This is a genomic window from Micromonospora chaiyaphumensis, assembly GCF_900091435.1.
GTDB lineage: Bacteria > Actinomycetota > Actinomycetes > Mycobacteriales > Micromonosporaceae > Micromonospora > Micromonospora chaiyaphumensis.
The window spans coordinates 13,776-38,627 of record NZ_FMCS01000008.1; the positions used below are offsets into that span (position 1 = coordinate 13,776).

A 24,852-nucleotide genomic window follows, 5' to 3' on the forward strand; every position below is an offset into this window, starting at 1 on the left:
GGCCTGGATGGATCTGGGTGCCGGCCGCGCTGGGTCTCGCGGTCTACGGGACCGAGCGGTGGTGGCTGCCTCGGGTCGGCTCGGAACGGCCGGCGGAGCTACTGGTTCTGCTGCCGACCGGGCTGCTCCTGGTCGCGGTCGCCGCTCTGGTGCTGCGTTTCCGGCGGGTCCGCGGCCGGTACGAGGTGCAACCCGAGGCCAGGGTCGCCGGCGCCCTGCAGCGCCGGAACCGGCGTCGCCACCCGGAGCGGGGAGTCGGGCTCGACCACCGCGGGCCGGGTGCGGTCACCGCGTCGGCGCAGCCGCCGCACGGGCCGCTCGATGAGGTAGTAGCTGGCCGTCGCGACCGGGACGGTGAGGGCCAGGGTGACCGCGAGGAGAACCCAGAACGAGCTGTTCATCCGGGTGAATCCGAGCAGGCGGAAGCAGGCTTCGAGGGCGAGGAGATGCCAGAGGAAGATGCCGTAGGAGATCCGGCCGAGAAACAGGACCGCCCGGTGACCGAGGAGCGCGCGGGGCACCCCGCCCGATCCCGGTCCGACGAGGGGGGCGATCACGCACCAGGCGACGAGCAGGAACACCAGGTGCTCGGTGATCGACTCGATCGGCTTGGCGGGTTCGACCCCGCGCGGGCCGGCGATCGGCGTGCTGGCGATCCACAGCAGCGCGCCGGCCATGAGCCACGACGTTCCCGGGGCGAAGGTGAAGACGCGCAGGCCGCGCGGCGTGGCGGACCACAGGTCCTCGTCGCCCCGCCCCGGCCCGCCGCCGGCCAGGCCGGTGAGGAACGGGGACGAGGCCGGGCTGGAGGGCCACGAGGCGAGCACGGCCAACATGATGCCGATGCCGAACCAGTCCAGAAAGGCGGGCAACCAGAGCACCGCTAGTCCCGGTAGTGGCGAGTCGGGACCGTGCGCGTACGCGTTCCAGGTGAGGCCGGCAAGGACGAGTACGACGCCGAGTGCCAGTTGGCGTCGGGCTCGCCCGAGCGGAGTACGACCGCCCATTCGGCGGCCGAGCACCGCTATGACCGGCAGCGCCAGGTAGAAAGTCGCCTCCGTAGCCAGGCTCCAGGTCTGTTCCATGCCGACGGGTAGTCGCAATGGCTCATAAATCTGTGCCAGGAGAAAGGGGATTGCCCAGTCCCAGACGGACTTCAGGTAATCGATGTTGAGCCATGTCAGTGCGACGATCGCCATTGCCCAGTACCCGGGCAGAATGCGCAGTGCGCGATGCCAGAGGTATCTCCGAACGGACGGGTCCGACTGTCCGTGAATGGCGGCGAGTGCGAATGGCCGATAGAGGAGGAAACCGGACAGCACAAAGAAGATCGCCACCCCCACATCCAGCCTGGCCAGCATGCCTCCGAGTCGAGCGAACGAGTTGGTGAGTCCGCTGAGAAAGGAGACATGGTGGACGACCACGCCGATCACCGCCACGGCCCGGAGCCCTTCCAAAGCGGGCAACCAGCCGTCCGAACGGCCAGTATTTGGCGCGGACAGGCCAAACTGTCCGTTGCTCGAGTCCGGTCTGACGGGTCGGCTCACAGTTCCCTCAACATCCATTTGATCTCGCAGCCCGGTGGCTGCGTACCCCCGGAGTCAGTACGCCTCGGGAGGTCGCATCGGACCATATCCGAAATCGGCCTCGTCATGTACTGTCAGCCGACTAGTCGAGTCTTTACAAGGGGAGGAGTTACATGCGACCCACGTCGGGTGCCATCTTGGTGGCGGCAGGCGCGTTCCTGATCGTCGGGGCCGTGGCGACGCCGCTGGCCGTCGCGCCCGCTCTGGTCAAGGTGCCCCTGGATCAGAGTTCGGTAACGGTTTCAGAGGCAAAGAACGCGACCGTCCTTGACTTCAGCACGCTGTCGGAGCGCAACGGCGTCAACCTGACCGCTCACCGCGCCGTGCGCGGCGACGTCGACGCCGGCAACGCCGACCGGACGGTCTTCAACGTCGGTGTCCGGGTGATCGACGACGCCGACAAGGAGATCACGGTCAGCACGGACCGGGTCGCCCTCGACCGGCGCACCGCGGAGGCGGTCGCCTGCTGTGCCGAGGCCGTCAACGGCGCGCCCTTCAAGCACGAGGGCCTGACCTACACCTTCCCGTTCGGCACCGAGAAGAAGACCTACCAGTACTTCGACAACACCGCTCGGAAGTCGTACCCCGCCGAGTACGTGAGCACCGAGAAGTTGCAGGGGTTGACCGTCTACAAGTTCGAGATGACGATCGAGCCGGTCAAGATCAGCGAGATCGACGTCCCAGGCCACCTGGTCGGATCGACCCAGCCCACCGTGACCGCCGGCCGCTTCTACGCCAACACTCGCACCCTGTGGGTGGAGCCGGACAGCGGCGTGATCGTCAAGGGGCAGGAGAAGCAGCTCCAGACCCTCCGTGACGAGACCGGCGCAGACAAGATCAAGATCATCGACGCCACGCTCGTCTTCACCGAGGACACCCAGAAGCAGCAGGCCAAGGCTGCGAAGGATGCGCGTGGCCAGATCGCCCTGCTGACCACGGTGGTGCCGATCGTGCTCGGTCTCGTCGGTCTCGCCCTGCTCCTGCTCGGTCTGTTCATCATCATCCGCGCGGCCCGCCGTCGGCCCGACGCGGCCCCGGTGGGAGCCGACGACCAGCCGACGGCCGACCTGCCGTCGCAGCGGTCCGCGGAACCGGTCGAGGAGCCCACGGTGCCCGGCGGCGGGCGTCACGCCGCGGAGCACAAGGAGTAACCCACCAACCGACAACACCACCGCACGTCGAACTGACCGGGCCGGCCGACCCTCCGAGGGTTGGCCGGCCCGCTCGTGTGTCCGGTCCGTGGCGGGTCAGACGCGCCGCACCGCGTACCGGGTGCAGATCCAGTCCTCGGTGTACGGCAGGTCGGGTCGTTGCCCGACGATCTCGCCGCCGTTGGCCGCCGCCAGCCGCACCATGTCGGCGTGCGGCACCGCGGTCATGCTCATCGGCGCCGGGTAGTTGAGCAGTCGGCGCTGCGCCCAGCTGATCAGGCGGAACGGCGCGACCTTCCAGATGATGCCCTTGGCCGTACGGGCCGGCTCGGTCGGCAGGCCCACGATGGCCACTCCGCCCGGACGCAGCACGCGCAGGAACTCGGCGAGGTAGCGGTCGATCGCCGGGCGGGGCAGGTGCTGCAACACGAGCGCGGTGTAGACCAGGTCGAAGTGGCCGTCGGGAAACTGGCCCAGATCCGGTGCGTCGTTGAGGACGAAGCGGATGTTCCCGGCACTGCGGTCCAGGCGCTGTGCGGCCTCCAGCATGGACGGGGCGATGTCGACGGCGACGACCTCGTCGGCGTGCGGTGCGAGCCCCTGCGACAGCCGCCCGGCCCCGCACCCGAAGTCCAGCACGCGTTCCCACCGGGTGGGCAGGCCGAGCTGACTCAGCCAGCCGGTCGTCTCCTCGACGTCGGCGCGGCCGGTGGCCAGGAACTCGTCGACGTCCCACCGTCCGCCCCGTTTGCCGGGCTGAACAAGTACGGCCCAGAGCGGATCTTCGGCGCCCAGCTTGGTCCAGTCGCGCCGTACATCGTTCAGATTCACGCCAAAACCCTAGGGCATACCGGATCCCCGTCCGCCCAGATGATCGGATGAGGGCGGAGCTCCGAGCGGACGGCATGACCGAAGTCGCAAACCTCCGTTACCTGATTGTAATCCGTCAATGTCTGGTCACTCTCGGTTGTTTGACTGGGAGGTAAGGCCGGGTTTGTGTGCATCCCTGGCCTATCCGCTCCCGGTCAGTTCCACGCTTCGTGATGGTGTTCTGCCCCTCGATCGCCCTCGTGTTACTGACGGGTAAGCGAGGGGTTGTGAGCTGCACCGCATCGGGTGCACCATCAGGCTCGATCGTTACCCGCCGGTAACAGAGGGCGGGCCCCGGTGCGGGCCGCCGACTCGGACCGGCCGCCGCGCACATTCGCTCGAGGAGGAACCCGTGCAGAATCGGCTCGACAATCAGGGTCGTACCCGGTGGCGGCGCTTCGCCGCGATGATCGTGCCCGCCACGGCCGCCGCCGGCGCCATCCTGTTCGGCATGTCGACCGGCGCCATCGCGTCCGACATCACCGTCTCCGGGCAGACCTTCAAGATCAAGGCCGAGCGGCTCGAGGGCGACGGCTTCAAGCAGTACGGCGGCATCGTCCGGGAGAAGGACGGCACCGTCCACCCGATCGCCCTCGCCGAGATCACCAGCGCCGACCTCTACAAGCTCTGCCAGTCGGTCCGTGCCGACCTGCCGGGGCTGCCGGTGGTGCTCACCATCAACGCCGGTGACGGCAAGGATCCGGCCAAGGCCAAGGACCTGCTGATCGCGATGGACAGCCTGGACGGCAACGCGACCTTCAGCAACATCAAGATCGGTCGGGACGCGTCCGACCTGAACCCGACGGCGCGCGCCGGCTCGTTCGGGCAGAACGCCGAAGAGGTCACCATCACCAACCTCGAACAGGTCTCCCGCTACACCACGGCCTCCACCTTCAACCTGGTGGGCCTGCGACTCAAGGTCAACGTCGGGGACGCGGCCAAGGGCAAGGAATGTTTCTGAGCTGAACCGCAGGCCTGCGGCGGGCGACTGCCGCAGGCCCCGTTCCCGTCCCTCGTTTTTCGCTCGGCCAGGAGGAGTACGTGACGAACGCTGATCCGCAACACGTCCGCGCCGGTGGTGCCGGCCGGGTGTGGCGGGGCTTCCACAGCTGGCGGCGGACCCGGCCGTTCTGGGGCGGCCTGTTCACCGCGCTGGCCGGGGTGGAGATGTTCGCCTCCACCCGGATGACCCTCAACGGCTTGAGCTTTCACAGCGGATCCACCGGGCTCTACTCGCTGCTGATCCCGATCATCCTGCTCAGCTGCGGGCTGCTGCTCTGGTTCAGCCCGGCGCAGCGGCTGTTCTACTCGATCGTCGCGGCGGTCACGACGATCTACTCGCTGATGGGACTCAACCTCGGCGGCTTCTTCCTCGGCCTGCTGCTCGGCATGGTCGGCAGTGCCCTCGGCTTCGCCTGGTCGCCGACCGCGCGGCCGGCCAGCGACCTCACCGACGGCTCCGACGCCAGCCACCCCACCGACGGCTCCGACCTCAGCGACCCCACCGAGGGCTCCGACGCCGGCGAGCCGGTCGCCGAGGCGTCGGCGGCGTCACCGGTGCCCGCCACGCCCGTCCCCGGTCCGCGCGACGGGGTCCCGCCCTGGCAACGCGAGGGCGCTCCGGTGGCGGAGGCGGGCCCGGACGGCAAGCCGGAACCACCCGGCACCTCCCGCGATCCGCAGTACTTCGCGGTGGCCCTCATGCTCGGTCTCACCGCCACGGCTCTGGTGGCCAGTCACCCGCAGCCGGTACGGGCGGCCGCGCCCGCACCGACCTCGACCACCTGCCCGAAGCCGTCGGTGCGGGCCACCACCCCGTCCCCGTCGCCCAGCCGCAGCACACCGACCCCGACGGCCAGCCCGAGTCCGTCGGCGGAGCCCAGCTCCGGCGGCAACATCATCACGGACATCCTCGACGGCATCGGAGACCTCTTCACGGGCGGCGGCAAGCCGGCGGAGTCGACCACCCCGACGGCGACCGCCAGCCCGAGCACCGGTGCGACCGCGACGCCCCGCACCCCGGCCACCCCGACCCCGACCGCCACCGGCGGCACCGCTCTCACCTGCTCCCCGGCGAAGCCGAACCGGCCGGGCAAGGTGGAGACGGGTGAGCTGATGCCGAAGATCGCCCCCGAGGCGGGACAGCCGAAGGTGGCCGGGCAGCCGTCGAAGCTGACCGGCTCCAAGGTGACCATGACCGGGCTGCGGTTCGAGGGGATCGTCGAGCTGCCCACCCGTGACGGCACGCTCAAGTGCCTGAAGTTCACCATGGACAAGGCGGTGACGGAGGACTTCACGCTCCTGGCCAGCGGCCCGGGCGGCAAGAGGCAGCGGTACGTCACCGACAAGCTGACGGTCGAGGGTGACGTCGCCTTCTACGCCACCCGGTTCGTCGGGCACCTGCTCGGCATCAAGATCACCCTGACCCCGGACCTGCCGTTCCCCGACGGCCTCCCGATCACCTCGCCGATCCCGATCAGCTTCACCGACCCGGTGATCGACCTGGCCTACGAGAACTCCAAGGCGCTCACCGCGCGGCCGATCCTCAAGCTCGACCTCGCCTGACCCTCGCCTGACCCCGACCACCATGCGAAACGGCCGGAAGCCGAAGGATTCCCTCCGACTCCCGGCCGTCGTCGTGCGGTCAGAGCCGGGCCAGCGCCCGGCGCAGCGGGTCGAGCCCCAGCGAGCCCAGGTCGAGCGCCTGGCGGTGGAACTCCTTGAGGTCGAAGTCGGCGCCTTTGCGGGCCTTCGCCTCCTCGCGGGCCTGGAGCCAGATCCGCTCGCCCACCTTGTACGAGGGCGCCTGCCCCGGCCAGCCGAGGTAGCGGTTCAGCTCGAAGCGCAGGTTCTCGTCCGGCACCCGGCAGTGCGCACGCATGAACTCCCAGCCCAGCTCCGGCGTCCAGCGCTCGCCGGGGTGGAAGCCGAACGGGTTGTCGGCCGGGATCTCCAGCTCCAGGTGCATGCCGATGTCGACGATGACCCGGGCGGCCCGGAACGCCTGCCCGTCGAGCATGCCGAGCTTGTCGCCCGGGTCCTCGAGGTAGCCCAGCTCGTCCATCAGCCGCTCGGAGTAGAGCGCCCAGCCCTCACCGTGCCCGGAGACCCAGCAGAGCAGCCGCTGCCAGCGGTTGAGGAGGTCGGCCCGGACGGCGGTCTGGGCGACCTGGAGGTGATGGCCCGGCACGCCCTCGTGGTAGACCGTGGTCACCTCGCGCCAGGTGGAGAAGTCGGTGATCCCCTGCGGCACCGCCCACCACATCCGGCCCGGGCGGGAGAAGTCCTCGCTCGGGCCGGTGTAGTAGATGGCGCCGTCGCTGGTGGGGGCGAGGCAGCACTCGATCCGGCGCACCTGCTCGGGGATGTCGAAGTGGGTGCCGTGCAGTTCGCTGATCGCCTTGTCGGCGAGCGCCTGCATCCAGTCGCGGAACGCCTCCTTGCCCTGGATGGTCCGGGCCGGGTCCGCGTCCAGCGCGGCGACCGCGTCGTCGATGCTCGCGCCGGGGCCGACGATCCGGGCGGCGACCGCCCGCATCTCACCCTCCAGGCGGGCCAGCTCGGCGAAACCCCACGCGTACGTCTCGTCGAGGTCGACCCGGGCACCGAGGAAGTACTGCGAGGCCAGCTCGTAGCGCTCCCGGCCGGCGGCCTGCTTCTGCCGGCCCCGCGGGGCCAGCTCGGTGCGGAGGAACTGCCCGAACTCGGCGGTGGCGGCCGTCGCGGCGGCGGCGCCCTTGCGCAGCTCGGCGCCGAGCGCGCCGTCCGCGCCGAGCCGCTCGGCCAGGCCGTGGAAGAAGTTGTCGCCGTTCGGGTCCACCCAGATGTCGCACTGCTTGGCGACCTCGACCAGCTGCACCTGCGAGCTGATCCGGCCGGCCTCCGCCGCCTCGCGCAGTGTGCGCTTGTAGCCCTCCAGCGCGCCGGCGAAGCCGTTGAGACGGGCGGCCACGTTCGCCTTCGCGTCGTCGCTCCCGGTCGGCATGAGGTCGAAGACCATCCGCAGGTCGTGCAGCCCGCTGGCGATCACGTTGACCTCGCTGCTGGTCTCGCCGGCCTCGTAGCGGGCGAGCTCCAGGCCGAGGCGCTCCTGCATGGCCTCCTTGGCGGTCCGCTCCGACTCCGTGTCCGGCTCGGTCACGTCGAGGTCGGCCAGGGTGCGCCGGGTCAGGTCGGCGCGGGCCGCGTAGCCGTCCGGGGAGAGGTCGTCGAGCTGGTCGTCGTAGCCGGCGATGCCGACGTAGGTGGCCCCGGTCGGGCTCAGCGGAGCCCAGTCGGCCACGTAGCGGTTGGCGAGGTCATCGATTCGTCCCACCAGGCGACCCTACGTGACCGGGCCACCCCGGTGTCGACGGTGTTTTGCCGTGTTCGCGGGCGCCGGTGGGTCCCGTGTCGGCGGGCGGCTGTGGCGGTCGACACGGCGTCCGATTTTCGCGGGACTTCGTCGTACCCCTGCGGCAGAGTGTCAGGAGTGACAGCGGATATGACTCCTGACCGGGCACCGGTGCGCAGTTGGCTGCCCGGGTTCCTCGCACTCGGCGTGATCTGGGGTTCCAGCTTCCTCTTCATCAAGGTGGGCGTGGCCGAGCTGCACCCGCTGCACCTCACCCTCTACCGCGTGGCCACCGGTGCGGCCACGCTGCTGGTGGTGCTGGCCGTGCTGCGCGACCGGCTGCCCCGCGAGCCCCGGGTCTGGGCGCACCTGGTGGTGGTCGCCGCCTTCGGCGTGGCGCTGCCGTTCACCCTGTTCGGCTTCGGCGAGCAGCGGGTCGAGTCGATGCTCGCCGGCATCTGGAACGCCACCACGCCGCTGATCGTGCTGCCGCTGGCGGTGCTGGTGTTCCGCACCGAGCGGCTGACCGTGCGGCGCGCGGTCGGGCTGGGGCTGGGCTTCGCCGGCGTGCTCGTGGTGCTCGGCGTCTGGGAGGGCGTGGGCGGCTCGCACTTCACCGGCCAGCTCATGTGCCTCGGTGCGGCGGCCTGCTACGGGGTGGCGATCCCCTACCAGAAGAAGTTCATCGCCGGCAGCGCGTACTCCGGCCTGTCGCTCTCGGCGGCGCAGCTGCTGGTGGCGACCGCGCAGCTCGCGGTGGTCGCGCCGCTGGTGGCGGGTGCGCCGCCGGTGCCCACCGGGCTGTCCGCGAAGGTGGTGGCGTCCGTGCTGGCGCTCGGCGCGCTCGGCACCGGGCTGGCCTTCGTGATCAACCTGCGCAACATCCGGCTCGCGGGTGCGAGCACGGCGTCCACCGTCACGTACCTGATCCCGGTGTTCGCGGTGCTGGTCGGCGCGGTGGTGCTCGGCGAGCGGATGAACTGGCACCAGCCGGTTGGCGCACTGATCGTGCTGGTGGGCGTGGCCGTCGCACAGGGGATGCTCGGCCGGCGCCGGCCCGTGGAGGCCCCCGCCCCGGCCGCCGCTCCGGCGGCGGTGCCGGCCGGCCGCTGACCGTCAGGCCGGCGAGACGGCGGGGTCAAGCCCTGCCGGGCTCGCCGGTCAGCCGCGCCCGGCCGTCCACTTCACGAGCCGGTCGGCCTTCCAGGTGTTGACCACCTTGCTGGCCGGCACGCCGCAGAGCGCGGCCCGCTCGCAGCCGAAGCGCTGCCAGTCGAGCTGGCCGGGGGCGTGCGCGTCGGTGTTGATGGCGAACCGGCAGCCGGCCTCCAGCGCGCGGCGGATGAGCCGCTTCGGCGGGTCCTGCCGCTCCGGCCGGGAGTTGATCTCGACGGCCACGTCGTGCTCCGCGCAGGCCGCGAAGACCGCCTCGGCGTCGAAGTCGCTCTCCTTGCGGGTACGCGCCCGGTGTCCCCGGTCGCCGGGGCCGGTCACTCCCGCGGGGCGGGAGGAGACCATCCGCCCGGTGCAGTGACCCAGGATGTCGAGGTGCGGGTTGGCGACGGCGGCCAGCATCCGGCGGGTCATCTTCGCCCGGTCGTCGTTGAGGCCGCTGTGCACCGAGCCGACCACCACGTCGAGCCGGGCCAGCAGCTTCTCGTCCTGGTCCAGCGAGCCGTCGGCCAGGATGTCCACCTCGATGCCGGTGAGGATCCGGAAGCCCTTGGGCAGCGCCTCGTTCACCGCTGCCACGTGGTCGAGCTGCTTGCGCAGCCGGTCCGCGGTGAGCCCCCGGGCCACCTTCAGCCGGGGCGAGTGGTCGGTGAGCACCACGTACTCGTGTCCCAGCTCGACGGCCGCCAGGGCCATCTCCTCGATCGGCGAGCCGCCGTCGGACCAGTCCGAGTGGGTGTGGCAGTCGCCGCGCAGCGCGTCCCGCAGTTTCGCCGCGGACTCGTCCAGGTCGGTGCCCTCGGTGGCGACCAGGCGGCGCAGATAGACCGGCTCCTCGCCGGCCAGCGACTCGACCACGCACCGGGCCGTGACGTCGCCGACCCCGGACAGCTCAGCGAGCTTGCCGGTGCGGGCCCGCTCGGCCACCTCGCCGGCCGGCAGGGCGCCGAGGGCGTTGGCCGCCGACCGGAACGCCCGGACCCGGTAGGTGGCCTCGTTCGCCCGTTCCAGCAGGAACGCGATCCGCCGCAGGTCGGCGATGGGGTCCCGGGCAGTCATGCCCTGCAACCTACGCGCCCGCGCCGCCCGCCGCGCGGGTCCGGCCCCGGGTGTCGGGAGTGGACGCCGCTCAGCCGGCCGCGGCGGAGCCGCTCGGCGCCTTCGGGCAGCCGTGGCGGCGCTGCCACGCGGCCACCTCGGCGGCCGGCGCGCGGTTGCCCCGCTTGCGCCACGAGTCGAGATACTTCGCCGGCCAGACGACGCCCCGCCGGATCCACCAGTCGTCGTGGCCGGTGCACTTCGGGGAGAGCCCGAAGTGCAGGTGGCAGACGTTGTTGGCGTTCCCGGTGTGGCCCACCTTCCCGAGCTGCTGACCGGCCCGGACGCGGACGCCGGCGTCGACGCCCGTGGCGATCGCGCTCAGGTGCGACCCGTAGTAGCGGACCCCGTCGTCGCCGAGCAGGGACACCGACAGCCCGCCGTTGTTCGGCCCGAGCGGCTCTCGCCGGCTGAACCGGTCCACCCGGCTGACCTCCAGGATCACGCCGTCGGTGACCGCCACGACCGGCTCGCCGCAGTCGGCGAAGATGTCCGTCCCGGGGTAGGCGGAGTGGGTGGGGTGGTAGTCGACGTTGCCGGCGCGCACCGGGAAGACGTGCCGCGACTCGGTGCGGCTCGGCGACGGGGACGGCGCGGGCGGGGCCGATGCGACGGGTCCGGCCGGCCGGGCGGGCTGCGCCCCGGAGGACGGCGTGCCCGGGCTCTGCCACGAGCTGCCCGGCTCCCCGGTGGAGCCGGCGTCCGGGGCGCACCCGGCGGCCAGCGCCGCCACGAGCAGCAGGACCGGGTACGCCGGACGCGCGCGGCGTCCGATCGATGGCGAGCGCATCCGGTCATCCTGGCAGACCACTACCGTAGGGACGAACGCTGCGACGGACCCGCGCCGGCCCGTCGCTCTGCGTGATCTCGGTACGTCTACGGTCCGTGAAGGGGGCAGCGGTGACGAACGGGTGGCACGGCATGGCCGGGGAGCCCGGTGCGGGGCCGGTGCGCCCGCTGCCCCGTACGCCGTCGGGGCTCTTCCCGTCCGGGGCGCCGATGCGGCCCAGCTACCGCGAGCCGTACCCGGTGACCGGGCCCGGCGTCGCGATCGGCGCGGTGACCGCGTTCGCCTGGTTGCTGCTGTTCGGCCTGCTCGGGCGGGACGTGCGCGGCTACGCCTGGTGGACCCTGCTCGCCGGCGGGCTGGCCTGGCTGGCCGCCGCGGTGCTGGTCCGCCACGGCGACCGGGGGGTGGCCACCGGGGTCGCCATCGTCACGGCGGGTGGCTGGAGCATCGCTGCGGCGATCGTCGCGGTGCGCTGGGCGCAGACCGGCGACTGGCCGCTCTGGTGACGGTGCGTGCCGGTTTCGCTGCGTAGCGAAGACCGTCTTGACGTACGCGCGGTGACGGTCCACGCTCGCGGTATGGCCTGGATCACCCCGCCGCGGCTCGACCCCGAGCGGAGCCGCCGTCGCCTGCAACTCCTCGCCGAGTTGGCCGGTGCCCGCACCGTGCGGCAGCGTGAACGGCCGCAGCAGCGGGCGCGCTCGGAGCGCCTGCGCGAACTCATCGCGACCCGCCGGCGCATCGCCGGCTGACCGACTTTCTCCAGGATCGGCCGGCCCTTCGGGGCGTTGACCGGTCGCCTGCCGACCCGACCGGTTAACGTGCATCGCGTGACGAGTCGGCGTGCTGCCGAGGCCAATTTGGGGGGACCGTGTCGTACTTCGCTGCTGCCGTGGCGCGCGTCGAGGGCGCCTGGACCGCCGAAGAGGTGAGTTTGCGGGGGGTCACCGACATCGAGGAGGTGGCCGACCGCATGCGCGACGTCGAGCCGGACGCCGACCTCTCCCTGCTGTTCGTCGAGGCCGACGACACGTACCTGGTGATCCTGCGGCTGGACGAGGGCGAGGACCTGCGGGTCTTCGGCTCCGACTCGGCGTACGCCGAGGAGTCCCGGCTCGGCGCGCTGCTGGTCGGGGACCTGAAGACCTCGGTGACCGGGTTGGAGGACGCCGACGAGCCGCGGCCGGCCGCCACCGGCGACGAGGAGACCGAGCAGCCGGCCGTGGATCCGGAGGCCGACCCGGTGGGCGACGCGGACATCCTCGCCGACCTGGGCATCCCGGCGCCGAAGCTGCTCGCGCTCTGCGGCCACGAGGGGATGATGCCGGCCGACGTCACCGCCGAGGTCTGCCAGGTGCTGGGCTGCGCCGACGAGGTCGAGGAGTTGCGTGAGGTCTGAGCCGCCCGGCCCGGTGTGGACCGGCGGGGCGGAGCCGGCCGACGCCACCGATCCGGCGCTGGAGACCGTACGGCCGGGGCAGCCCACCCCGGGGCGGCCGGCGCGGGTCGGTCCGGGCGCGCACGAGGGTCTGGCCGAGCCGGACGGCGTGGGCCGGCGGCAGCGGCACGAGCTGTGGATGCGCCGGGCCCTGGAGGTCGCGGTGACCGGACCGGACGGGGTCCCCGGCGACGGCGCGGACGCGGTCGAGGACGTCCCGGTCGGCGCGGTGGTCTACGGCCCGGACGGCACCGAGCTGGCGATCGGCCGCAACGAGCGGGAGCTCACCGGCGACCCGACCGCGCACGCCGAGGTGCTGGCGCTGCGCCGGGCCGCCGAGCGGCTGGGCCGCTGGCGGCTGGAGGGCTGCACCCTGGTGGTGTCCCTGGAGCCGTGCACGATGTGCGCGGGCGCCATCGCGCTGGCCCGGATCTCGACGGTGGTCTTCGGTGCGTGGGAGCCCAAGACGGGCGCCGTCGGCTCGCTCTGGGACGTGCTGCGCGACCGCCGCCTCACCCACCGCCCCGAGGTGTACGGCGGGGTGCGGGAGGCGGAGAGCGCCGCCCTGCTGCGCGCCTTCTTCCGCTGACCGGGCCCGCTCAGACCGGGGCCGGCGCCGGGCGGAGCAGGGTCTCGGCGACCGCGCGGGCCGCCTCGGTCCACGCGGTCGGGCGCAGGGTCGCGGGGTCCAGCCGGACGATCGACCGGGTGCCGTCGGCGTGCAGGACGCGGCCGTCCACCGAGCGGAACTCGAACGCGTAGCGGGCGCTGCTGGTGCCGAACTGCTCCAGCCAGAAGTGCACCGCCACCGGGCCGACGCCGGTGACCGGGGCGCGGTAGGTGATGGTGAACTCGCGGACGGCGTGGAACACGTCGGGGGCGGCGTGCACGTCGCCGCGGAAGGCGACGCCGCGCTCGGCCCAGTAGGGCGTCAGGGCGCGCTCCAGCAGCACCGCGTAGCGGGCGTTGTGCAGGATGCCCATGGCGTCGAGGTCGTCGAAGTGCACCGGGACGCGCTCGACGTGCCCGAACTCCTGGCTCATGGCTGGCCTTCCGCTAGCAGGGCCGGATCCGGGCAGAGCGCCCGCAGCCGGTTCAGCAGGCCCTGGCGGGCGTGCCGGTAGGTGGCGTCCGGGTCGAGCATCCGGGACCGCATGACCGCGCTGATCCCCAGCGCGTCGATCTCGTAGGCCAGCAGCGGCACGTCGAGGTCGGCGGGGAGCTCGCCGAGGTCGACGGCCTCCCGGACGAGGCGTTCGAGGAACATGGTCCACCGGCCGAACGCGTCGGCGAGGCGGTCGCGGACCGGGCCGGGGCGGGCGTTGTACTCGAACTCGGTGTTGGCGAAGAAGCAGCCGCCGGGGAGGACCCGGGCGGCGTAGAACTCGATCCGGGCTTCGTGCAGCGCGTGCAGCCGCCGGACGCCCCGGGGAGCGCGCAGGGCCGGTGCCACGATGCGCTCCTCCCACTGCGCCACGGCGCGGTCGACGGTGGCGAGTTGCAGTGCCTCCTTGGAGCGCCAGTGCGCGAAGAGCCCGGACTTGCTGACTCCGAGCCGGTCGGCGAGCTGGGCGAGGGAGAGCCCGTCCAGGCCGACCTCGGTGGCGAGCGCCACGGCGGTGTCCAGCACCGCGGTGCGGGTGCGGTCGCCGCGGGCGACGCGGCCGTCGGTGGTCATGCGAGCAGCGTAACGAGTAAAAGACCGACCGGTCGTGTTTATTTGTGTGACCCCGGTAACGCGACCGCCCCGCCACCGGGCGGTGGCGGGGCGGACTCCGGGTCGGGTCAGGCGATGATCGTGTCGAGGGCGATCTCGACCATCTGGCCGAAGGTCTGCTCGCGCTCCTGCGACGTGGTCTTCTCGCCGGTCTTGATGTGGTCGCTGACGGTCAGGACGGTCAACGCACGGGCCTTGAACCGGGCCGCGATCGTGTAGAGCGCCGCCGACTCCATCTCCACCGCGAGCACGCCGTAGTCGGCGAGGGTGTCGTAGAGGTCCGGCCGGTCGGTGTAGAAGGCGTCCGCCGCCAGGATCGGCCCGACCCGCATGGTGATGCCGCGCCGCTCCGCCACCTCGACCGAGGTACGCAGCAGACCGAAGTCGGCCACCGGGGCGTAGTCGATCAAGCCGTCGAACCGCATCCGGTTCATGTTCGAGTCGGTGGACGAGCCGATCGCCGCCACCACGTCGCGCAGCTGGAGGTCCTCGGTCAGGGCGCCGCACGAACCGACCCGGATCAGCGTCTTCACGCCGTACTCGTTGATCAGCTCGTGGGCGTAGATGGAGGCGGACGGCATGCCCATGCCGGAGCCCTGGACGGAGACCTCGACGCCGTTCCACCGGCCGGTGAAGCCCAGCATGCCGCGAACCGTCGTGTAGCAGCGGGCGTCCTCGAGGTAGGTCTCCGCGATCCACTTGGCCCGCAGCGGGTCACCCGGCATCAGGACCCGCTCGGCGATCTCTCCCGGCTCAGCGCCGATGTGCGTACTCATGGCAAGGATCCTGCCAGGCCGGGCCCGGGGATACCGGTTCGGCGTCCAGACCCGGGGTCCTGTACCCTACTCGGCGGTGGTGTGTCCGAGTGGCCTAAGGAGCACGCCTCGAAAGCGTGTGAGGGTTTACGCCCTCCGCGGGTTCAAATCCCGCCGCCACCGCTCGTGAGATGCGCGAACGCCCGGTCGATCCGTGAGGATCGGCCGGGCGTTCCGCTGTATGCCCTCAGTGCTCACGCCTGCGGTCGATGAGCGCCTGGATGCCGTCGAGGAGCAGGTCGAGCCCGAAGGTGAAGTCGGCGTCGTCGATCCACTCCTCGGCGACTCCGAAGGCGTTCGCGTGCACGGCCTCGGTCAGTGCGGGGTAGCCGTCCGGGTCGAGGACCTCGCCGAGGATGTCGGCGTACTCGGTCAGCCCGGCGATCGGCTCGCCGGCGGCGGCGACGTTCAAGGCGTGCGCCAGGGACGCCTGCCGGGTGGCGTAGCCGGTGAGGGTGGTCGCGATGTTGATCCGCTCGCCGTGGCCGAGGCCGGTGCCGGCGAGCGCGGCGAGCGCACGGTCGAGCCAGCGGAGCGCCCGAGGCCCGGCGGGCGGGGTGTGCTGGCCGAGCGCGAGCAGCCACGGTCGGCCGAGCAGGAAGTCCCGGTTGGCCCGGGTCCAGTCGGTGAGGTAGTCGCGCCAGGCCCGCCCGTCGAGCGCCGGAGGCTCGGGCGCGGCGGCGTCGGCCATCGCGATCAGCAGTTCGTCCTTGCTGCCGACATAGCGGTAGAGGGACATCGTCGCCATCCCGACCTCGCGGGCGACGCTGCTCATCCTCACGCCGTCCAGGCCGTCGCGGTCGGCGATCCGGATGGCGGCGTCGACGATCCGGGCCAGGTCGAGACTCGGCCGGGGGCCGTGCCGGGGACTGGTCTCCCGGCCCCACATCCGGGCCACGACGGGGGGAAGACGCCGTTCCGACACGTTCGACTCTCCTCGTTTCCCACCCGCGGGTCTTGTGCTCACTCTAGAACCCAGGGATTCTGTACCACGTACGCTGTATCGCATACGCAGATTACGGGGGTTCGGTCATGAGCACATCCGGTCCAGCCACGCGCGTCTTCGACGTGGACGCCGTCCGTGGGTTCGCCCTCTTCGGGATATTCGCCGTCAACGTGACCTTCATGGCCTCCGGCTATCCGGGGAACCTGGTGACCGACCCCGACTTCGTTTCGGGCCTCGACGACGCCGTCCGCACGCTCTCCTCGGTGTTCGTCGACATGAAGTTCTACGTGCTTTTCTCGTTCCTCTTCGGATACAGCTTCACGCTCCAGATGGCGGCGGCCAGCAGAGCCGGCGCGGCCTTCGCGCCGCGCATGCTCCGCCGGATCGGCGGCCTGTTCCTCCTGGGCGCCCTGCACACCGTCCTCCTCTACGGCGGCGACGTCCTCACCACGTACGCGGTGGCGTGCCTCGCGCTGCTCCTGCTGCGCCGGGTGACCGACCGCACGGCGATCCGGATCGCGGTGGCGCTCTACGCCCTCGTGCTGCTCAGCCTGGTCGCCGGCGCGCTGTTCGTGGACCGCTCGGCGTTCCTGCCGAGCGAGGCGGAGGCGCTGGCCAACGGCGAGGCGGCGACGCGGGCGCTGCTCGGTGGCTGGGAGGCCAACATCGGTGAGCACCTGGCCGGTCTGCCGCTGCTGGTCCTCCAGGCGGTGACCCTCCAGGGCCCGACCGCACTGGGACTGTTCCTGCTCGGCATGGTCGCCGGCCGCCGGGAGTGGCTGGCCCGGATCACCGGACGCGAGCCCGTGCTGCGCCGGATCCAGTGGATCGGGTTCCCGCTCGGGCTGCTCGGGTCGATCGTCTACGCGGTCAGCGGTGGCAACGGCAACAGCCTGGGCGTCGCGGCGAGCGTCGCGACCGCACCCCTGCTGGCCGCCGCGTACGTGGCGACGCTGCTGCGCATCATGCACCATCCCCGTACGGCGGTCGTCCGGTCGGCCCTGGCGCCGGCCGGCCGGATGTCCCTCACCAACTACCTGGGCCAGTCGGTGGCCGGGCTGATCGCCTTCACCGGCATCGGGTTCGGGCTCGCGGGCACGTTCTCCCCGCTCGCCCTCTTCGCCTTCGTCCTGGCGGTGTTCGCGGTCCAGTTGGTGGCGAGCGCGTGGTGGCTGCGCCGGTACCGCTACGGGCCGGCCGAGTGGGCGTTGCGCTGGCTCACCAACGCACGCCGCCCGGCCTTCCGGAACCCGCCCGCCGACCAGCCGCGCCGAGAGGAGGTCAGGCCGCTGCAGGTCGAGCCGGGCTCGGCGCGCTCGGCGAAGTGATCCAGCAGTTCCCGGTGCACGAAGATGTAGCCGTCACCGACCTGGCGCAGGAAGAGGCACTGCACCGCGTGGTCGAGGAACGGCAGCAGCGGGTACGGCACCACGGCCTCCCGGGCGAGTCGCCGCCGGGCCAGGGCCTGCTCGACCATCGGAGTGAATGCGACAACGGTGAACAGCACGAGCGCCGTGCCCCCACCGAGCAGCACCGCGAAGCGGAGCGCCTCGGCCGTCCCCCGGGCCAACGCGACCGGCACGAAGCCGAGCACGCCGACCATCACGCCGAGCAGGACGAGATCGGCCGCCATGACGGTCAACCGCTGCCGCAGCAGCGGGCTCGGCAGCTCGCGGCGGCCCGTCCGGGGCGGCAGCGGCCGGAAGTGCAGCCGGATCTGCGCGCTGTCGAGGGCGATCAGGGCGACCACCGTGGCGAGGAAGAACCCGCCGCCGTAACCGAGGCCGGCCGTCCAACTCGGCCCGCCGGGGGCGAGCCAGCCGGTGAGCACGCCGACGGCCGCGCCGGCGGCGAGCGCCGACACCTGGATGAGCCGTTCCAGCTCGGCGACGCTGGTGGTCCAGGCCACCACCCAGCTCTCCGGGTGCCGGTCGTCGCGGTCGCGGATGGTCGACGTCAGCTCGAACAGGTCGTCGTAGTTGGCCGTGTGCATGAGCACGGCCAGCCCCAGCAGGCCACCGGCGACGACCAGCCCGGTCACCGAGCCCAGCGCCCGTCCCGCCGTGCCGAACAGCGCGGCCAGCGCGGCGCAGGCGAGCAGCCGGGCGAGCGCCGCCGAGGTCCGCCACGCGGCCGGCCGCCGGGGTGACCAGGACTCGTCGATCATGTCCAGCACGAAGACCGTCTGGTCGCGCCGGCGCAGCACCCGGGCCAGGGTGGCGAGGTGGCCGGCGGTCCGTTCGGGGCGGTACCGGGGATGTGGCCGGCGGCGCAGCATGGTGTCGACGTACCGGGCGAAGAGGCGTTCGCGGCCCGAGCCGGTGGAGGCCGGGTCGGATCCGGCGTCGTCCGGGTCCGCGTACGCCAGGGCCATGATGCTGAGCATCAGGGGCGAGTCGGCGAGCTGCCACAGCTCGGGGTCGGCGTCGAGCGCGGCCCGCAGGCCGGCCAGCCCCGGCCGGTCGACGTACCGCCCGATCTGCGACCGGTCCAGCGGCTGGATGGCGACCGTGCCGTAGAGAGGCAGTGCCGACCGGAGCCGGGCGTACTCCGCCTGGCGGCAGCAGACGGCGATCGGGGTGAGTGGCTGCCGCTGGTGGAACGCGGCGATCGCCTCCGCGCACTCGTCACGGTGCTGCTCGCCGACCTCGTCGAGGCCGTCCAGCAGCGGCAGGATCTCCCCGGCCGCCACCCACGCGGCCGCCTGCCCCGCCGGGATGCCGTACCGCTCGGTGAGCTGCTCGACGAGCCAGCGGTCGAGGGGGCGGCGGAGGGTCGCCCAGGAGGAGAGGTTGAAAACGGCCGGGATCGGGGCGTCCGGGTCGTGGTCGGCGCGGTCGAGGAGGTCCCGCGCGAGTTCCAGGAGGCTGGTCGTCTTGCCGGCACCGGGTGCCCCGACGATGACCACCGCCCCGTCGAGCTGGTCGAACAGCGCCGCCATCGAGGTCCGGTCGTCCAGCGAGCCGGTGAAGCCGTCCCGGTGGCTGGCCTGCAGGCTCCACGGGTGCCGCCGGTCCTCGGCGGTCGCGGCGATGCCCAGCTCGATCCGCGCCTCCTCGTGGAGGGAGCGGTCGAGGACGCTGGTCACCCAGTAGCGGCGGACCCGTTCCAGCAGCACCCGGCGGGCCCGCGCCGCGCCGGCGGTCCCGGCCCGCCGCGGCTCCCGGCCGCGCTGCACCTCGATGAGCACCAGGACCGCCACGAGCAGCAGCACCAGCGGCCAGGCCAACCAGAGGTACGGGGTCCAGCGCGCCGGCAGCGCCCCGGTGGCGACGTTCGTGGCCACGCCGAGCAGGGCCACCACGACCACCGACATGCCGACCATGACCACCCGACGCATGCGTCGTCTCTACCGTCCGCGCGGGTGGCCGCACAACCCGCGCCGGGTCAGCAGGGACCGTAGCCCTCGTCGAAGAGGCGGCGCGCCCAGTCCGCGTACCCGGCGATGATCTTCCGGACCGTGGTGCCGTCGTGCAGGAAGAGGTACGCGCGGTCGCCGTTGCGGGCGAGCAGCCCGTCGAACCGGTGCATCTCCTGTGGAGCGTCGAGCCCGACCACCGACGGGTACGCGTCGTGCACCGCGTCGACCGGCGTGCCGACCGTGATCCCCTCCGGGGTGCTCATGGGGTCGTCGAGCCAGAGCAGGACGAGCCGGTCGTCGGCGAAGATCGGGCTGACCGAGCCGTGCCCGGCCAGCGTCGGCCCGCACGCGTCCTCGTCCGTACGCAGCACGCCGCGCCGGGTCAGGTCCTCCTCGGTGGCGCCGAACGCGGCGTTGCCCAGCCCGTCGAGGCTGACCACCTCGGCGGCGCCGACCGGCCGGGCCGGCACGTCCGGCCCCTGTGGACGGACGCCGCTGCCGGCGATCGAGGCGGCCGCCATCAACGCGGCGATGAATCCGAATTGTCGCAGTTTCATGCAATCCCCCAGTCCCCAACGGGACCGGGGCGAGGAGGTTGCTGGTGCTGGTCGGATTGCCGCAGTTCCCACTCGTCGGCCAGCTCGTCCCAGTAGTCGGCGGAGAGCCCGCGCCGGCCGTGCGCCAGCCAGCCGGCCGTCTCGCGCTCCAGGTGCAGGCCCAGTTCGGCGAACGGGTCGATCCACGGCCCCGGTTCGACGCCCAGCCGGGCGAGCGCCGCGTTGATCGGCCATTCGGCGCGCGGCCGGTCGAGCCGGTCGTCGAAGCAGGGCCCCCAGCTCGGCTCGCCGCCCAGCCAGACCGCCGCGGCCTGGTGGCCCAGCCCGCCGGCGAACTCCGCCTCCAGGTACGCCACCGGCCCCGGCCGGGACCAGCGGGCGAGCAGCTCCGACAGCGCGGGCGAGAGGACGAGCTGGAAGGGCTGCTCTGCCGACGGTTCGCCGGTGGTGAAGTCCGGCAGCCCGCCGGTCAGCTCCTCGACCAGCTGCGGGGTGACCGGCAGCAGCGCGAAGTCCTGGCGGAGCGCGGCGAGCACCGCGTGGTCCAGCCCGGCGGTCTGCTCGCGGAGCAGCTCGACGTCTGCGACCACCGCGCTGAGCTGGTAACTCATCCGTTCCTCTCGGCGTCCACAGGCTGTGGATGGAACATGTGTACGACGGGCGGTCAGTCCTCGGCGGCCGGCGGCGGGTCGGCCATCTCGAAGGCCATGAGGGTGGCGCCCACCCGGACCGTACCGGGGGCGTGCGGCGGCTGGGCGGCGTCGTGCAGCTCGGTCATGATCGCGTGCAACCGGCCGCGCGCCGCCGCCCAGGCGTCGGGGGACACCCACAGCTCCGCGTCCGTGGTGACACCGGGCGTCCCGGGGGTGCGGTGGGCCACCCGGTCGAGCAGGTTGCGGGCCAGCGACTCGGCGAGCAGCGGCTGCCCCTCCTGCTGCTCGGTGAGCCAGGGGCCGCGTACCGCGCGATAGCGGCGTTCCCGGCCGCCGCGCCGGGCGCGCACGTCGGCCAGTTCGACCAGGCCGGCGGCGTCCAGCCGGCGCAGGTGCTGGCTGGCCAGGGCGTGCGAGATGGCCAGCTCCCGGGCCAGCGCGGCGGCGGAGAGCGGCGCGCTCCACAGCAGCGAGAGCATGCGCAGTCGTACCGGATGGGCCAGCGCGCGCAGGCGCGGATCGGCGGTGCTCACGGCCGCCATTGAACCGCACCCGACGGGAGCGCTCACCCCCAAGCATTGACTTGGGGGTCGGATGTGGACAGAATCGCACCGCACGGGGGAGGTGCCATGAGCTGGGGTACGACCAGAGTGCTGGGCAACCGCGACGCGGGCCGCTACCTGGCCGCCGTGCTGGTGTCCGGCTTCGGGACGGCGGCCATGCTGCTGGTGGCCGGGATCTGGGTGAAGGACCTCACCGGGTCGAGCAGCCTCGCCGGGCTGGTCACGCTGGGCACCTGGGGGCCGACACTGATCGCCCCGCTGATCGGGGTGCTGGCCGACCGGTTCCGCCGCCGGCCGCTGCTGATCGCGCTGCATCTGGCCATGGCCGCCCTGCTGCCGGTGCTGCTGCTGGTCGACTCCGCCACCCGGGTCTGGCTGATCTTCGCGGTGACGGTCGCCTACGGGGTCAGCTTCGTGCTGATCGACTCGGCCGAGGCGGCGCTGGTGCCGGCCGTGGTCCCCGGTGAGCTGCTCGGTGACTTCAACGGGCTGCGGACGACCGTCAACGAGGGCATGAAGCTGGTCGCCCCGCTGGCCGGCGCCGGCCTCTTCGCCGCGTACGGCGGGCCTCCCGTGGTGCTGCTGGACGCCGCCACCTTCGCCCTCGCCGCGCTGCTGCTCACCCTGATCCGGGTCCGCGAGACGGCCCCACCGCCGCGCGAACCCTGGACCCGCCAGCTCGCCGAAGGGCTGGGCCACCTGCGCCGGCATGCCGCCCTGCGGCACCTGGTCGCCTGCACCGGAGCCGCCATGCTGCTGATCGGGCTCAACGGCGCCCTCGCGTACGCGGTGGTGGACGACGGCCTGCACCGGCCACCCGAGTTCAACGGGGTGCTCGGCACGATGCAGGGCGTCGGTTCGCTGATCGGTGGACTGGCCGCCGGGACGCTGCTGCGCCGGTTCGGCGACCGGCGGGTGACGGCGGCGGCCGTCGCGCTCCTGGCCGCCGGCCTGGCGCTGCGGGCCGCGCCCGGCCTGGCCCCGGTGGTCGCCGGCACCGTGGCGGTCGGCGTCGGCGCTCCGTTGGTGCTGATCACCGTCTGGACGGCGGTGCAGCGGGAGACACCGAACGCGCTGCTGGGGCGGGTCTCCGCGACCGTGAACACGCTGACCTTCGGCCCCGGCACGCTCGCCGTGCTGGCCGGCGCGAGCCTGCTGGCCCTGGCCGACCACCGGATGATCCAGCTCGCCGGGGCGGCCGGCGCGCTGCTGCTCGCCGGCTGGGCCCTGCGCGGCGGGCCTCGTCCCGCCGCGCCGGCCCCGCCGCCGACCGCCGCCCCGCACTCGGACACGTCGCCGGTCAGCTCGTGAAGCCGCCGTCCGCGTTGATCGTCGCGCCGGTCACGTACCCGCCGTCCGGCCCGGCGAGGAAGGCCACGACGGCGGCGATCTCCGCGGGGTCGGCGTAGCGGCCCAGGGCCGTGAAGGCGCGGATGGCGTCCGCGTTCGGCCCGTCCGCCGGGTTCGCGTCGGTGTCGGTCGGCCCGGGGACGACCAGGTTCGCGGTGATCCCTCGGCCGCCCAGCTCGCGGGCGAGGCCCCGGGTCAGGCCGGTCAGGGCGGTCTTGCTCATCGAGTAGAGGGCGAGACCGGGGAACACCGCCCGCTCGGCCACGTTGCTGCCGATGTTCACGATCCGGCCGCCGTCGGTCAGGTGCCGGACCGCCGCCTGGGCGAACACGAACGGCGCCCGCACGTTGACCGCGATGGTCCGCTCGACCTCGTCCGGGCCCAGCTCGGTCACCGGGCCGGTCAGGAACACCCCGGCGTTGTTGACCAGCACGTCGAGCCGGCCGAGCTCCCCGGCGACCCGGTCGACCGCCGCGCGGGCCGCCGCCGGGTCGGCGCTGTCGGCCCCCACCGCCAGGGCGCGCCGCCCGACCGCCTTGATCTGCTCGACCAGCTCGGTGGCCCGGTCGGCCCGCCGCTCGTAGGTGAGCGCCACGTCGGCACCCTCCCGGGCCAGCCGCAGCGCCACCGCCGCCCCGATACCCCGGCTGCCGCCGGTCACCAATGCCACTTTTCCGTCCAGAACTCCGTTCATGCCACCAGCCTGCTCGGGCGGGGGCAGGGAGTCTGGCGGCGATCAGACGCCGCGTTCGCGCGCAACCAGACCGCTCACCCGTTGGCCACACCGGCCATCCGCACTCAGCCAGCGCATGGGCGTGATACGACTGCTGAAAGCACAACAGAAGCGGCGGAAACGGGCGAGCTGATGGCGATCGGGGCAGCGGCGTTCCTGCGACCACCCGGGAAACCACGGGCGACGTTCCTGGAGCTGTTCTTCGACCTGGTCTTCGTCCTGGCGCTTGCCCAGCTGTCACAGGCACTACTACGAGATCTCAGCTGGACCGGCGTCTTCCAGTCGCTGGTGATGCTCCTGGCCCTGTGGGCGGTCTGGGCCAACACGGCAGGGCTGACCGACAGGCTGGACCCACAGCAGCCACTGATACAGCTGCTGGTGATCGCGACCATGTTCGGCGCCCTGATGATGGCCATCACGGCGCCCGCGGCGTTCAGCGACCGAGGTATGACCTTCGCCATCGCATACGTCGCAGTCCAGATCGGTCGGAACGCCGGCGCCGTGCTCCTGGTGCGGGGCCACGAGGCGCGGGGCGCCTTCGCGCGCCCGCTCTTCTGGTTCGGCGTATCCGCAGTGCCATGGATCGCCGGTGCCGTCGCACAGGACACGGCACGTGGAGCGCTGTGGGCGCTGGCGGTAGCCGTCGAGTACGGGGCACTTGCGCTCGGCCTACCCACACCGGGGCTGGGTCGCGCGTTCACGCGGAAGGCCGAGTTCGCCGTCTCCGGCGCGCACGTGGCCGAACGCTTCCAGCAGTTCTTCATCCTCGCGCTCGGCGAGCTCATCCTGGTCACCGGGCTGACCGCCGGCCGCAGCGGCTTCGAGCCCGACCGGAGAGCCGCGGTCGTTCTCGCGTTCGCCACCACGGCGCTGCTGTGGCGGATCTACATCCACCGCACCGGGGAACTGCTGGCCGACGCCATCGCAGCCGCCCCCGACCCGGTCCGCGCCCTGATCACGGTGGTGAACGTCCATCTGGTCATGGTCGCCAGCATCGTCACGATCGCCGTCGGCAACGAACTCGTCATCGAGCACCCGTCCGGCCACCCCCGGCCGGCCTGGTCCGCCGTCATCCTCGGCGGACCCGCACTGTTTCTCGTTGGACGCGCCGCCGTCGAGTACGCCGTATTCAGCCGCATATCCCCGAATCGGCTGATCGGGGTACTCCTGCTCGCCGCCATTTCACCCGGGGCCTTCTTCCTGCCGCCACTGCTGGTCGCCAGTGCGCCAGTCCTCGTCCTGGCCGGGATCGCCGTGTCCGACGCGATCCGCGCCCGAGGGCGCCCACCCGAGCGGCCGTCACCACCCGGCTAGCCAAGACGACTCAGGGCCGGTCCCCATGAGGGCCGGCCCTGTCGTCTGTCCTGCTCAAGAGAGCGGAGGATACGAGATTCGAACTCGTGAGGGTGTTAACCCAACACGCTTTCCAAGCGTGCGCCCTAGGCCTCTAGGCGAATCCTCCGCGAGCCAGGATACAGGTCCCCGACCGCCGGGCCACCCCACCACCCCCTGAAGATCCACCCCGCGTCGGGTAGGCTGGGCGGCACCCCCCGTGCGGCGTGCATCTCGTGAACCTCCCCAGGGCCGGAAGGCAGCAAGGATAAGCGGGCTCTGACGGGTGCACGGGGGGCCTTTCTGTCTCCGGGTGCCGGTAACGTCCCTGCGGGTCAGGTCACGGGGTGGTGGGTGGTCACCCGGGGCCGACCGGCGCAGAATGG

General features: G+C 72.4%; 24 protein-coding genes, 2 tRNA genes, 1 other RNA gene and 1 pseudogene. 13 read left to right on the top strand and 15 right to left on the bottom strand.

Going from position 1 to position 24,852, the window contains the following annotated elements:
- Positions 1 to 98: 98 nt before the first annotated feature.
- Positions 99 to 1,565, bottom strand: a complete 1,467-nt coding sequence (locus GA0070214_RS33050; protein ID WP_091267595.1) for an acyltransferase family protein — start codon at positions 1,563 to 1,565, stop codon at positions 99 to 101.
- A 134-nt stretch (positions 1,566 to 1,699) separates the two neighbouring features.
- Here GA0070214_RS33050 and pgfA point away from each other — a divergent pair, with 134 nt between their 5' ends.
- Positions 1,700 to 2,737 (top strand): cell envelope lipid trafficking protein PgfA, encoded by a 1,038-nt coding sequence (gene pgfA / locus GA0070214_RS21120; RefSeq protein ID WP_091266731.1) that lies wholly within the window; start codon positions 1,700 to 1,702, stop codon positions 2,735 to 2,737.
- 96 nt (positions 2,738 to 2,833) lie between these two features.
- Here the strand turns inward: pgfA and GA0070214_RS21125 are convergent, their stop codons facing one another.
- Positions 2,834 to 3,568 carry a class I SAM-dependent methyltransferase gene (locus tag GA0070214_RS21125; protein WP_091266734.1) on the bottom strand — a complete coding sequence of 245 codons (735 nt, stop codon included), beginning with the start codon at positions 3,566 to 3,568 and terminating at the stop codon, positions 2,834 to 2,836.
- Between the two features lie 391 nt (positions 3,569 to 3,959).
- Between GA0070214_RS21125 and GA0070214_RS21130 the strand changes: the two genes are divergently transcribed.
- Both GA0070214_RS21130 and GA0070214_RS21135 read left to right on the top strand, forming a co-directional pair.
- Positions 3,960 to 4,568 carry a DUF6230 family protein gene (locus GA0070214_RS21130; protein WP_091266737.1) on the top strand — a complete coding sequence of 203 codons (609 nt, stop codon included), beginning with the start codon at positions 3,960 to 3,962 and terminating at the stop codon, positions 4,566 to 4,568.
- An 80-nt stretch (positions 4,569 to 4,648) separates the two neighbouring features.
- Positions 4,649 to 6,172 carry a DUF6114 domain-containing protein gene (locus GA0070214_RS21135; RefSeq protein ID WP_091266741.1) on the top strand — a complete coding sequence of 508 codons (1,524 nt, stop codon included), beginning with the start codon at positions 4,649 to 4,651 and terminating at the stop codon, positions 6,170 to 6,172.
- Positions 6,173 to 6,251: 79 nt separating this feature from the next.
- Here the strand turns inward: GA0070214_RS21135 and GA0070214_RS21140 are convergent, their stop codons facing one another.
- Positions 6,252 to 7,922, bottom strand: coding sequence for a DUF885 domain-containing protein (locus GA0070214_RS21140; RefSeq protein ID WP_091266744.1), 1,671 nt, complete (start codon positions 7,920 to 7,922; stop codon positions 6,252 to 6,254).
- Between the two features lie 168 nt (positions 7,923 to 8,090).
- Here GA0070214_RS21140 and GA0070214_RS21145 point away from each other — a divergent pair, with 168 nt between their 5' ends.
- Positions 8,091 to 9,053 carry a DMT family transporter gene (locus GA0070214_RS21145; protein ID WP_091266748.1) on the top strand — a complete coding sequence of 321 codons (963 nt, stop codon included), beginning with the start codon at positions 8,091 to 8,093 and terminating at the stop codon, positions 9,051 to 9,053.
- Positions 9,054 to 9,101: 48 nt separating this feature from the next.
- On the opposite strand, the gene GA0070214_RS21150 is transcribed toward GA0070214_RS21145, so the two are convergent.
- Entirely contained in the window at positions 9,102 to 10,172 is a 1,071-nt protein-coding gene (locus GA0070214_RS21150; protein ID WP_091266751.1) for a PHP domain-containing protein, read from the bottom strand.
- Positions 10,173 to 10,242: 70 nt separating this feature from the next.
- Entirely contained in the window at positions 10,243 to 11,001 is a 759-nt protein-coding gene (locus GA0070214_RS21155) for a M23 family metallopeptidase (protein ID WP_091266755.1), read from the bottom strand.
- Between the two features lie 131 nt (positions 11,002 to 11,132).
- Between GA0070214_RS21155 and GA0070214_RS21160 the strand changes: the two genes are divergently transcribed.
- The 4 genes from GA0070214_RS21160 (at position 11,133) to GA0070214_RS21170 (ending at position 13,028) form a co-directional block, all read left to right on the top strand.
- Entirely contained in the window at positions 11,133 to 11,507 is a 375-nt protein-coding gene (locus GA0070214_RS21160; protein ID WP_208602866.1) for a hypothetical protein, read from the top strand.
- 72 nt (positions 11,508 to 11,579) lie between these two features.
- Positions 11,580 to 11,753 (top strand): hypothetical protein, encoded by a 174-nt coding sequence (locus tag GA0070214_RS31930; RefSeq protein WP_167364313.1) that lies wholly within the window; start codon positions 11,580 to 11,582, stop codon positions 11,751 to 11,753.
- Between the two features lie 119 nt (positions 11,754 to 11,872).
- Positions 11,873 to 12,400: a tRNA adenosine deaminase-associated protein gene (locus GA0070214_RS21165; protein ID WP_091266759.1), complete on the top strand. Its 528-nt coding sequence runs from the start codon at positions 11,873 to 11,875 to the stop codon at positions 12,398 to 12,400.
- A gap of 178 nt (positions 12,401 to 12,578) precedes the next feature.
- Positions 12,579 to 13,028 carry a nucleoside deaminase gene (locus GA0070214_RS21170; protein WP_208602867.1) on the top strand — a complete coding sequence of 150 codons (450 nt, stop codon included), beginning with the start codon at positions 12,579 to 12,581 and terminating at the stop codon, positions 13,026 to 13,028.
- Between the two features lie 10 nt (positions 13,029 to 13,038).
- Here the strand turns inward: GA0070214_RS21170 and GA0070214_RS21175 are convergent, their stop codons facing one another.
- The 3 genes from GA0070214_RS21175 to deoD form a co-directional block, all read right to left on the bottom strand.
- A complete protein-coding gene (locus GA0070214_RS21175; protein WP_091266767.1) occupies positions 13,039 to 13,482 on the bottom strand; it encodes an acyl-CoA thioesterase in 444 nt (147 codons plus the stop codon).
- Positions 13,479 to 14,117 carry a TetR/AcrR family transcriptional regulator gene (locus GA0070214_RS21180; RefSeq protein WP_091266770.1) on the bottom strand — a complete coding sequence of 213 codons (639 nt, stop codon included), beginning with the start codon at positions 14,115 to 14,117 and terminating at the stop codon, positions 13,479 to 13,481. The genes GA0070214_RS21175 and GA0070214_RS21180 overlap by 4 nt, the downstream gene beginning before the upstream one ends.
- Before the next feature lie 107 nt (positions 14,118 to 14,224).
- Positions 14,225 to 14,932 (bottom strand): purine-nucleoside phosphorylase, encoded by a 708-nt coding sequence (gene deoD / locus GA0070214_RS21185; RefSeq protein ID WP_091266773.1) that lies wholly within the window; start codon positions 14,930 to 14,932, stop codon positions 14,225 to 14,227.
- A gap of 75 nt (positions 14,933 to 15,007) precedes the next feature.
- On the opposite strand from deoD, the gene GA0070214_RS21190 reads away from it, so the two are divergent.
- Positions 15,008 to 15,094, top strand: a tRNA-Ser gene (locus GA0070214_RS21190).
- A gap of 64 nt (positions 15,095 to 15,158) precedes the next feature.
- Here GA0070214_RS21190 and GA0070214_RS21195 read toward each other — a convergent pair.
- Positions 15,159 to 15,896 carry a TetR/AcrR family transcriptional regulator gene (locus GA0070214_RS21195; RefSeq protein ID WP_208602854.1) on the bottom strand — a complete coding sequence of 246 codons (738 nt, stop codon included), beginning with the start codon at positions 15,894 to 15,896 and terminating at the stop codon, positions 15,159 to 15,161.
- Positions 15,897 to 16,003: 107 nt separating this feature from the next.
- On the opposite strand from GA0070214_RS21195, the gene GA0070214_RS21200 reads away from it, so the two are divergent.
- Positions 16,004 to 17,245, top strand: a complete 1,242-nt coding sequence (locus GA0070214_RS21200; protein WP_091266780.1) for a DUF418 domain-containing protein — start codon at positions 16,004 to 16,006, stop codon at positions 17,243 to 17,245.
- A 1,145-nt stretch (positions 17,246 to 18,390) separates the two neighbouring features.
- Here GA0070214_RS21200 and GA0070214_RS32940 read toward each other — a convergent pair.
- The 4 genes and pseudogenes from GA0070214_RS32940 to GA0070214_RS21220 form a co-directional block, all read right to left on the bottom strand.
- Positions 18,391 to 19,257: pseudogene (locus GA0070214_RS32940) on the bottom strand (NACHT domain-containing protein); the annotation flags it as partial.
- Between the two features lie 47 nt (positions 19,258 to 19,304).
- Positions 19,305 to 19,799: a hypothetical protein gene (locus GA0070214_RS21210; protein ID WP_377463215.1), complete on the bottom strand. Its 495-nt coding sequence runs from the start codon at positions 19,797 to 19,799 to the stop codon at positions 19,305 to 19,307.
- 32 nt (positions 19,800 to 19,831) lie between these two features.
- Complete coding sequence (locus GA0070214_RS21215) at positions 19,832 to 20,446, bottom strand: hypothetical protein (protein WP_091266790.1); 615 nt, start codon at positions 20,444 to 20,446, stop codon at positions 19,832 to 19,834.
- 53 nt (positions 20,447 to 20,499) lie between these two features.
- Positions 20,500 to 21,021 (bottom strand): ArsR/SmtB family transcription factor, encoded by a 522-nt coding sequence (locus GA0070214_RS21220; protein ID WP_244167795.1) that lies wholly within the window; start codon positions 21,019 to 21,021, stop codon positions 20,500 to 20,502.
- 96 nt (positions 21,022 to 21,117) lie between these two features.
- On the opposite strand from GA0070214_RS21220, the gene GA0070214_RS21225 reads away from it, so the two are divergent.
- Complete coding sequence (locus GA0070214_RS21225) at positions 21,118 to 22,362, top strand: MFS transporter (protein ID WP_091266797.1); 1,245 nt, start codon at positions 21,118 to 21,120, stop codon at positions 22,360 to 22,362.
- On the opposite strand, the gene GA0070214_RS21230 is transcribed toward GA0070214_RS21225, so the two are convergent.
- Entirely contained in the window at positions 22,352 to 23,095 is a 744-nt protein-coding gene (locus tag GA0070214_RS21230) for an SDR family oxidoreductase (RefSeq protein WP_091266800.1), read from the bottom strand. The two genes, GA0070214_RS21225 and GA0070214_RS21230, sit on opposite strands and share 11 nt — an antisense overlap.
- Positions 23,096 to 23,266: 171 nt before the next feature.
- Between GA0070214_RS21230 and GA0070214_RS21235 the strand changes: the two genes are divergently transcribed.
- Positions 23,267 to 24,448, top strand: a complete 1,182-nt coding sequence (locus tag GA0070214_RS21235; RefSeq protein ID WP_091266803.1) for a low temperature requirement protein A — start codon at positions 23,267 to 23,269, stop codon at positions 24,446 to 24,448.
- A 63-nt stretch (positions 24,449 to 24,511) separates the two neighbouring features.
- On the opposite strand, the gene GA0070214_RS21240 is transcribed toward GA0070214_RS21235, so the two are convergent.
- Positions 24,512 to 24,596, bottom strand: a tRNA-Ser gene (locus GA0070214_RS21240).
- Between the two features lie 82 nt (positions 24,597 to 24,678).
- On the opposite strand from GA0070214_RS21240, the gene ffs reads away from it, so the two are divergent.
- An RNA gene (gene ffs, locus GA0070214_RS21245) (signal recognition particle sRNA small type) lies at positions 24,679 to 24,769 on the top strand.
- Positions 24,770 to 24,852: the final 83 nt, after the last annotated feature.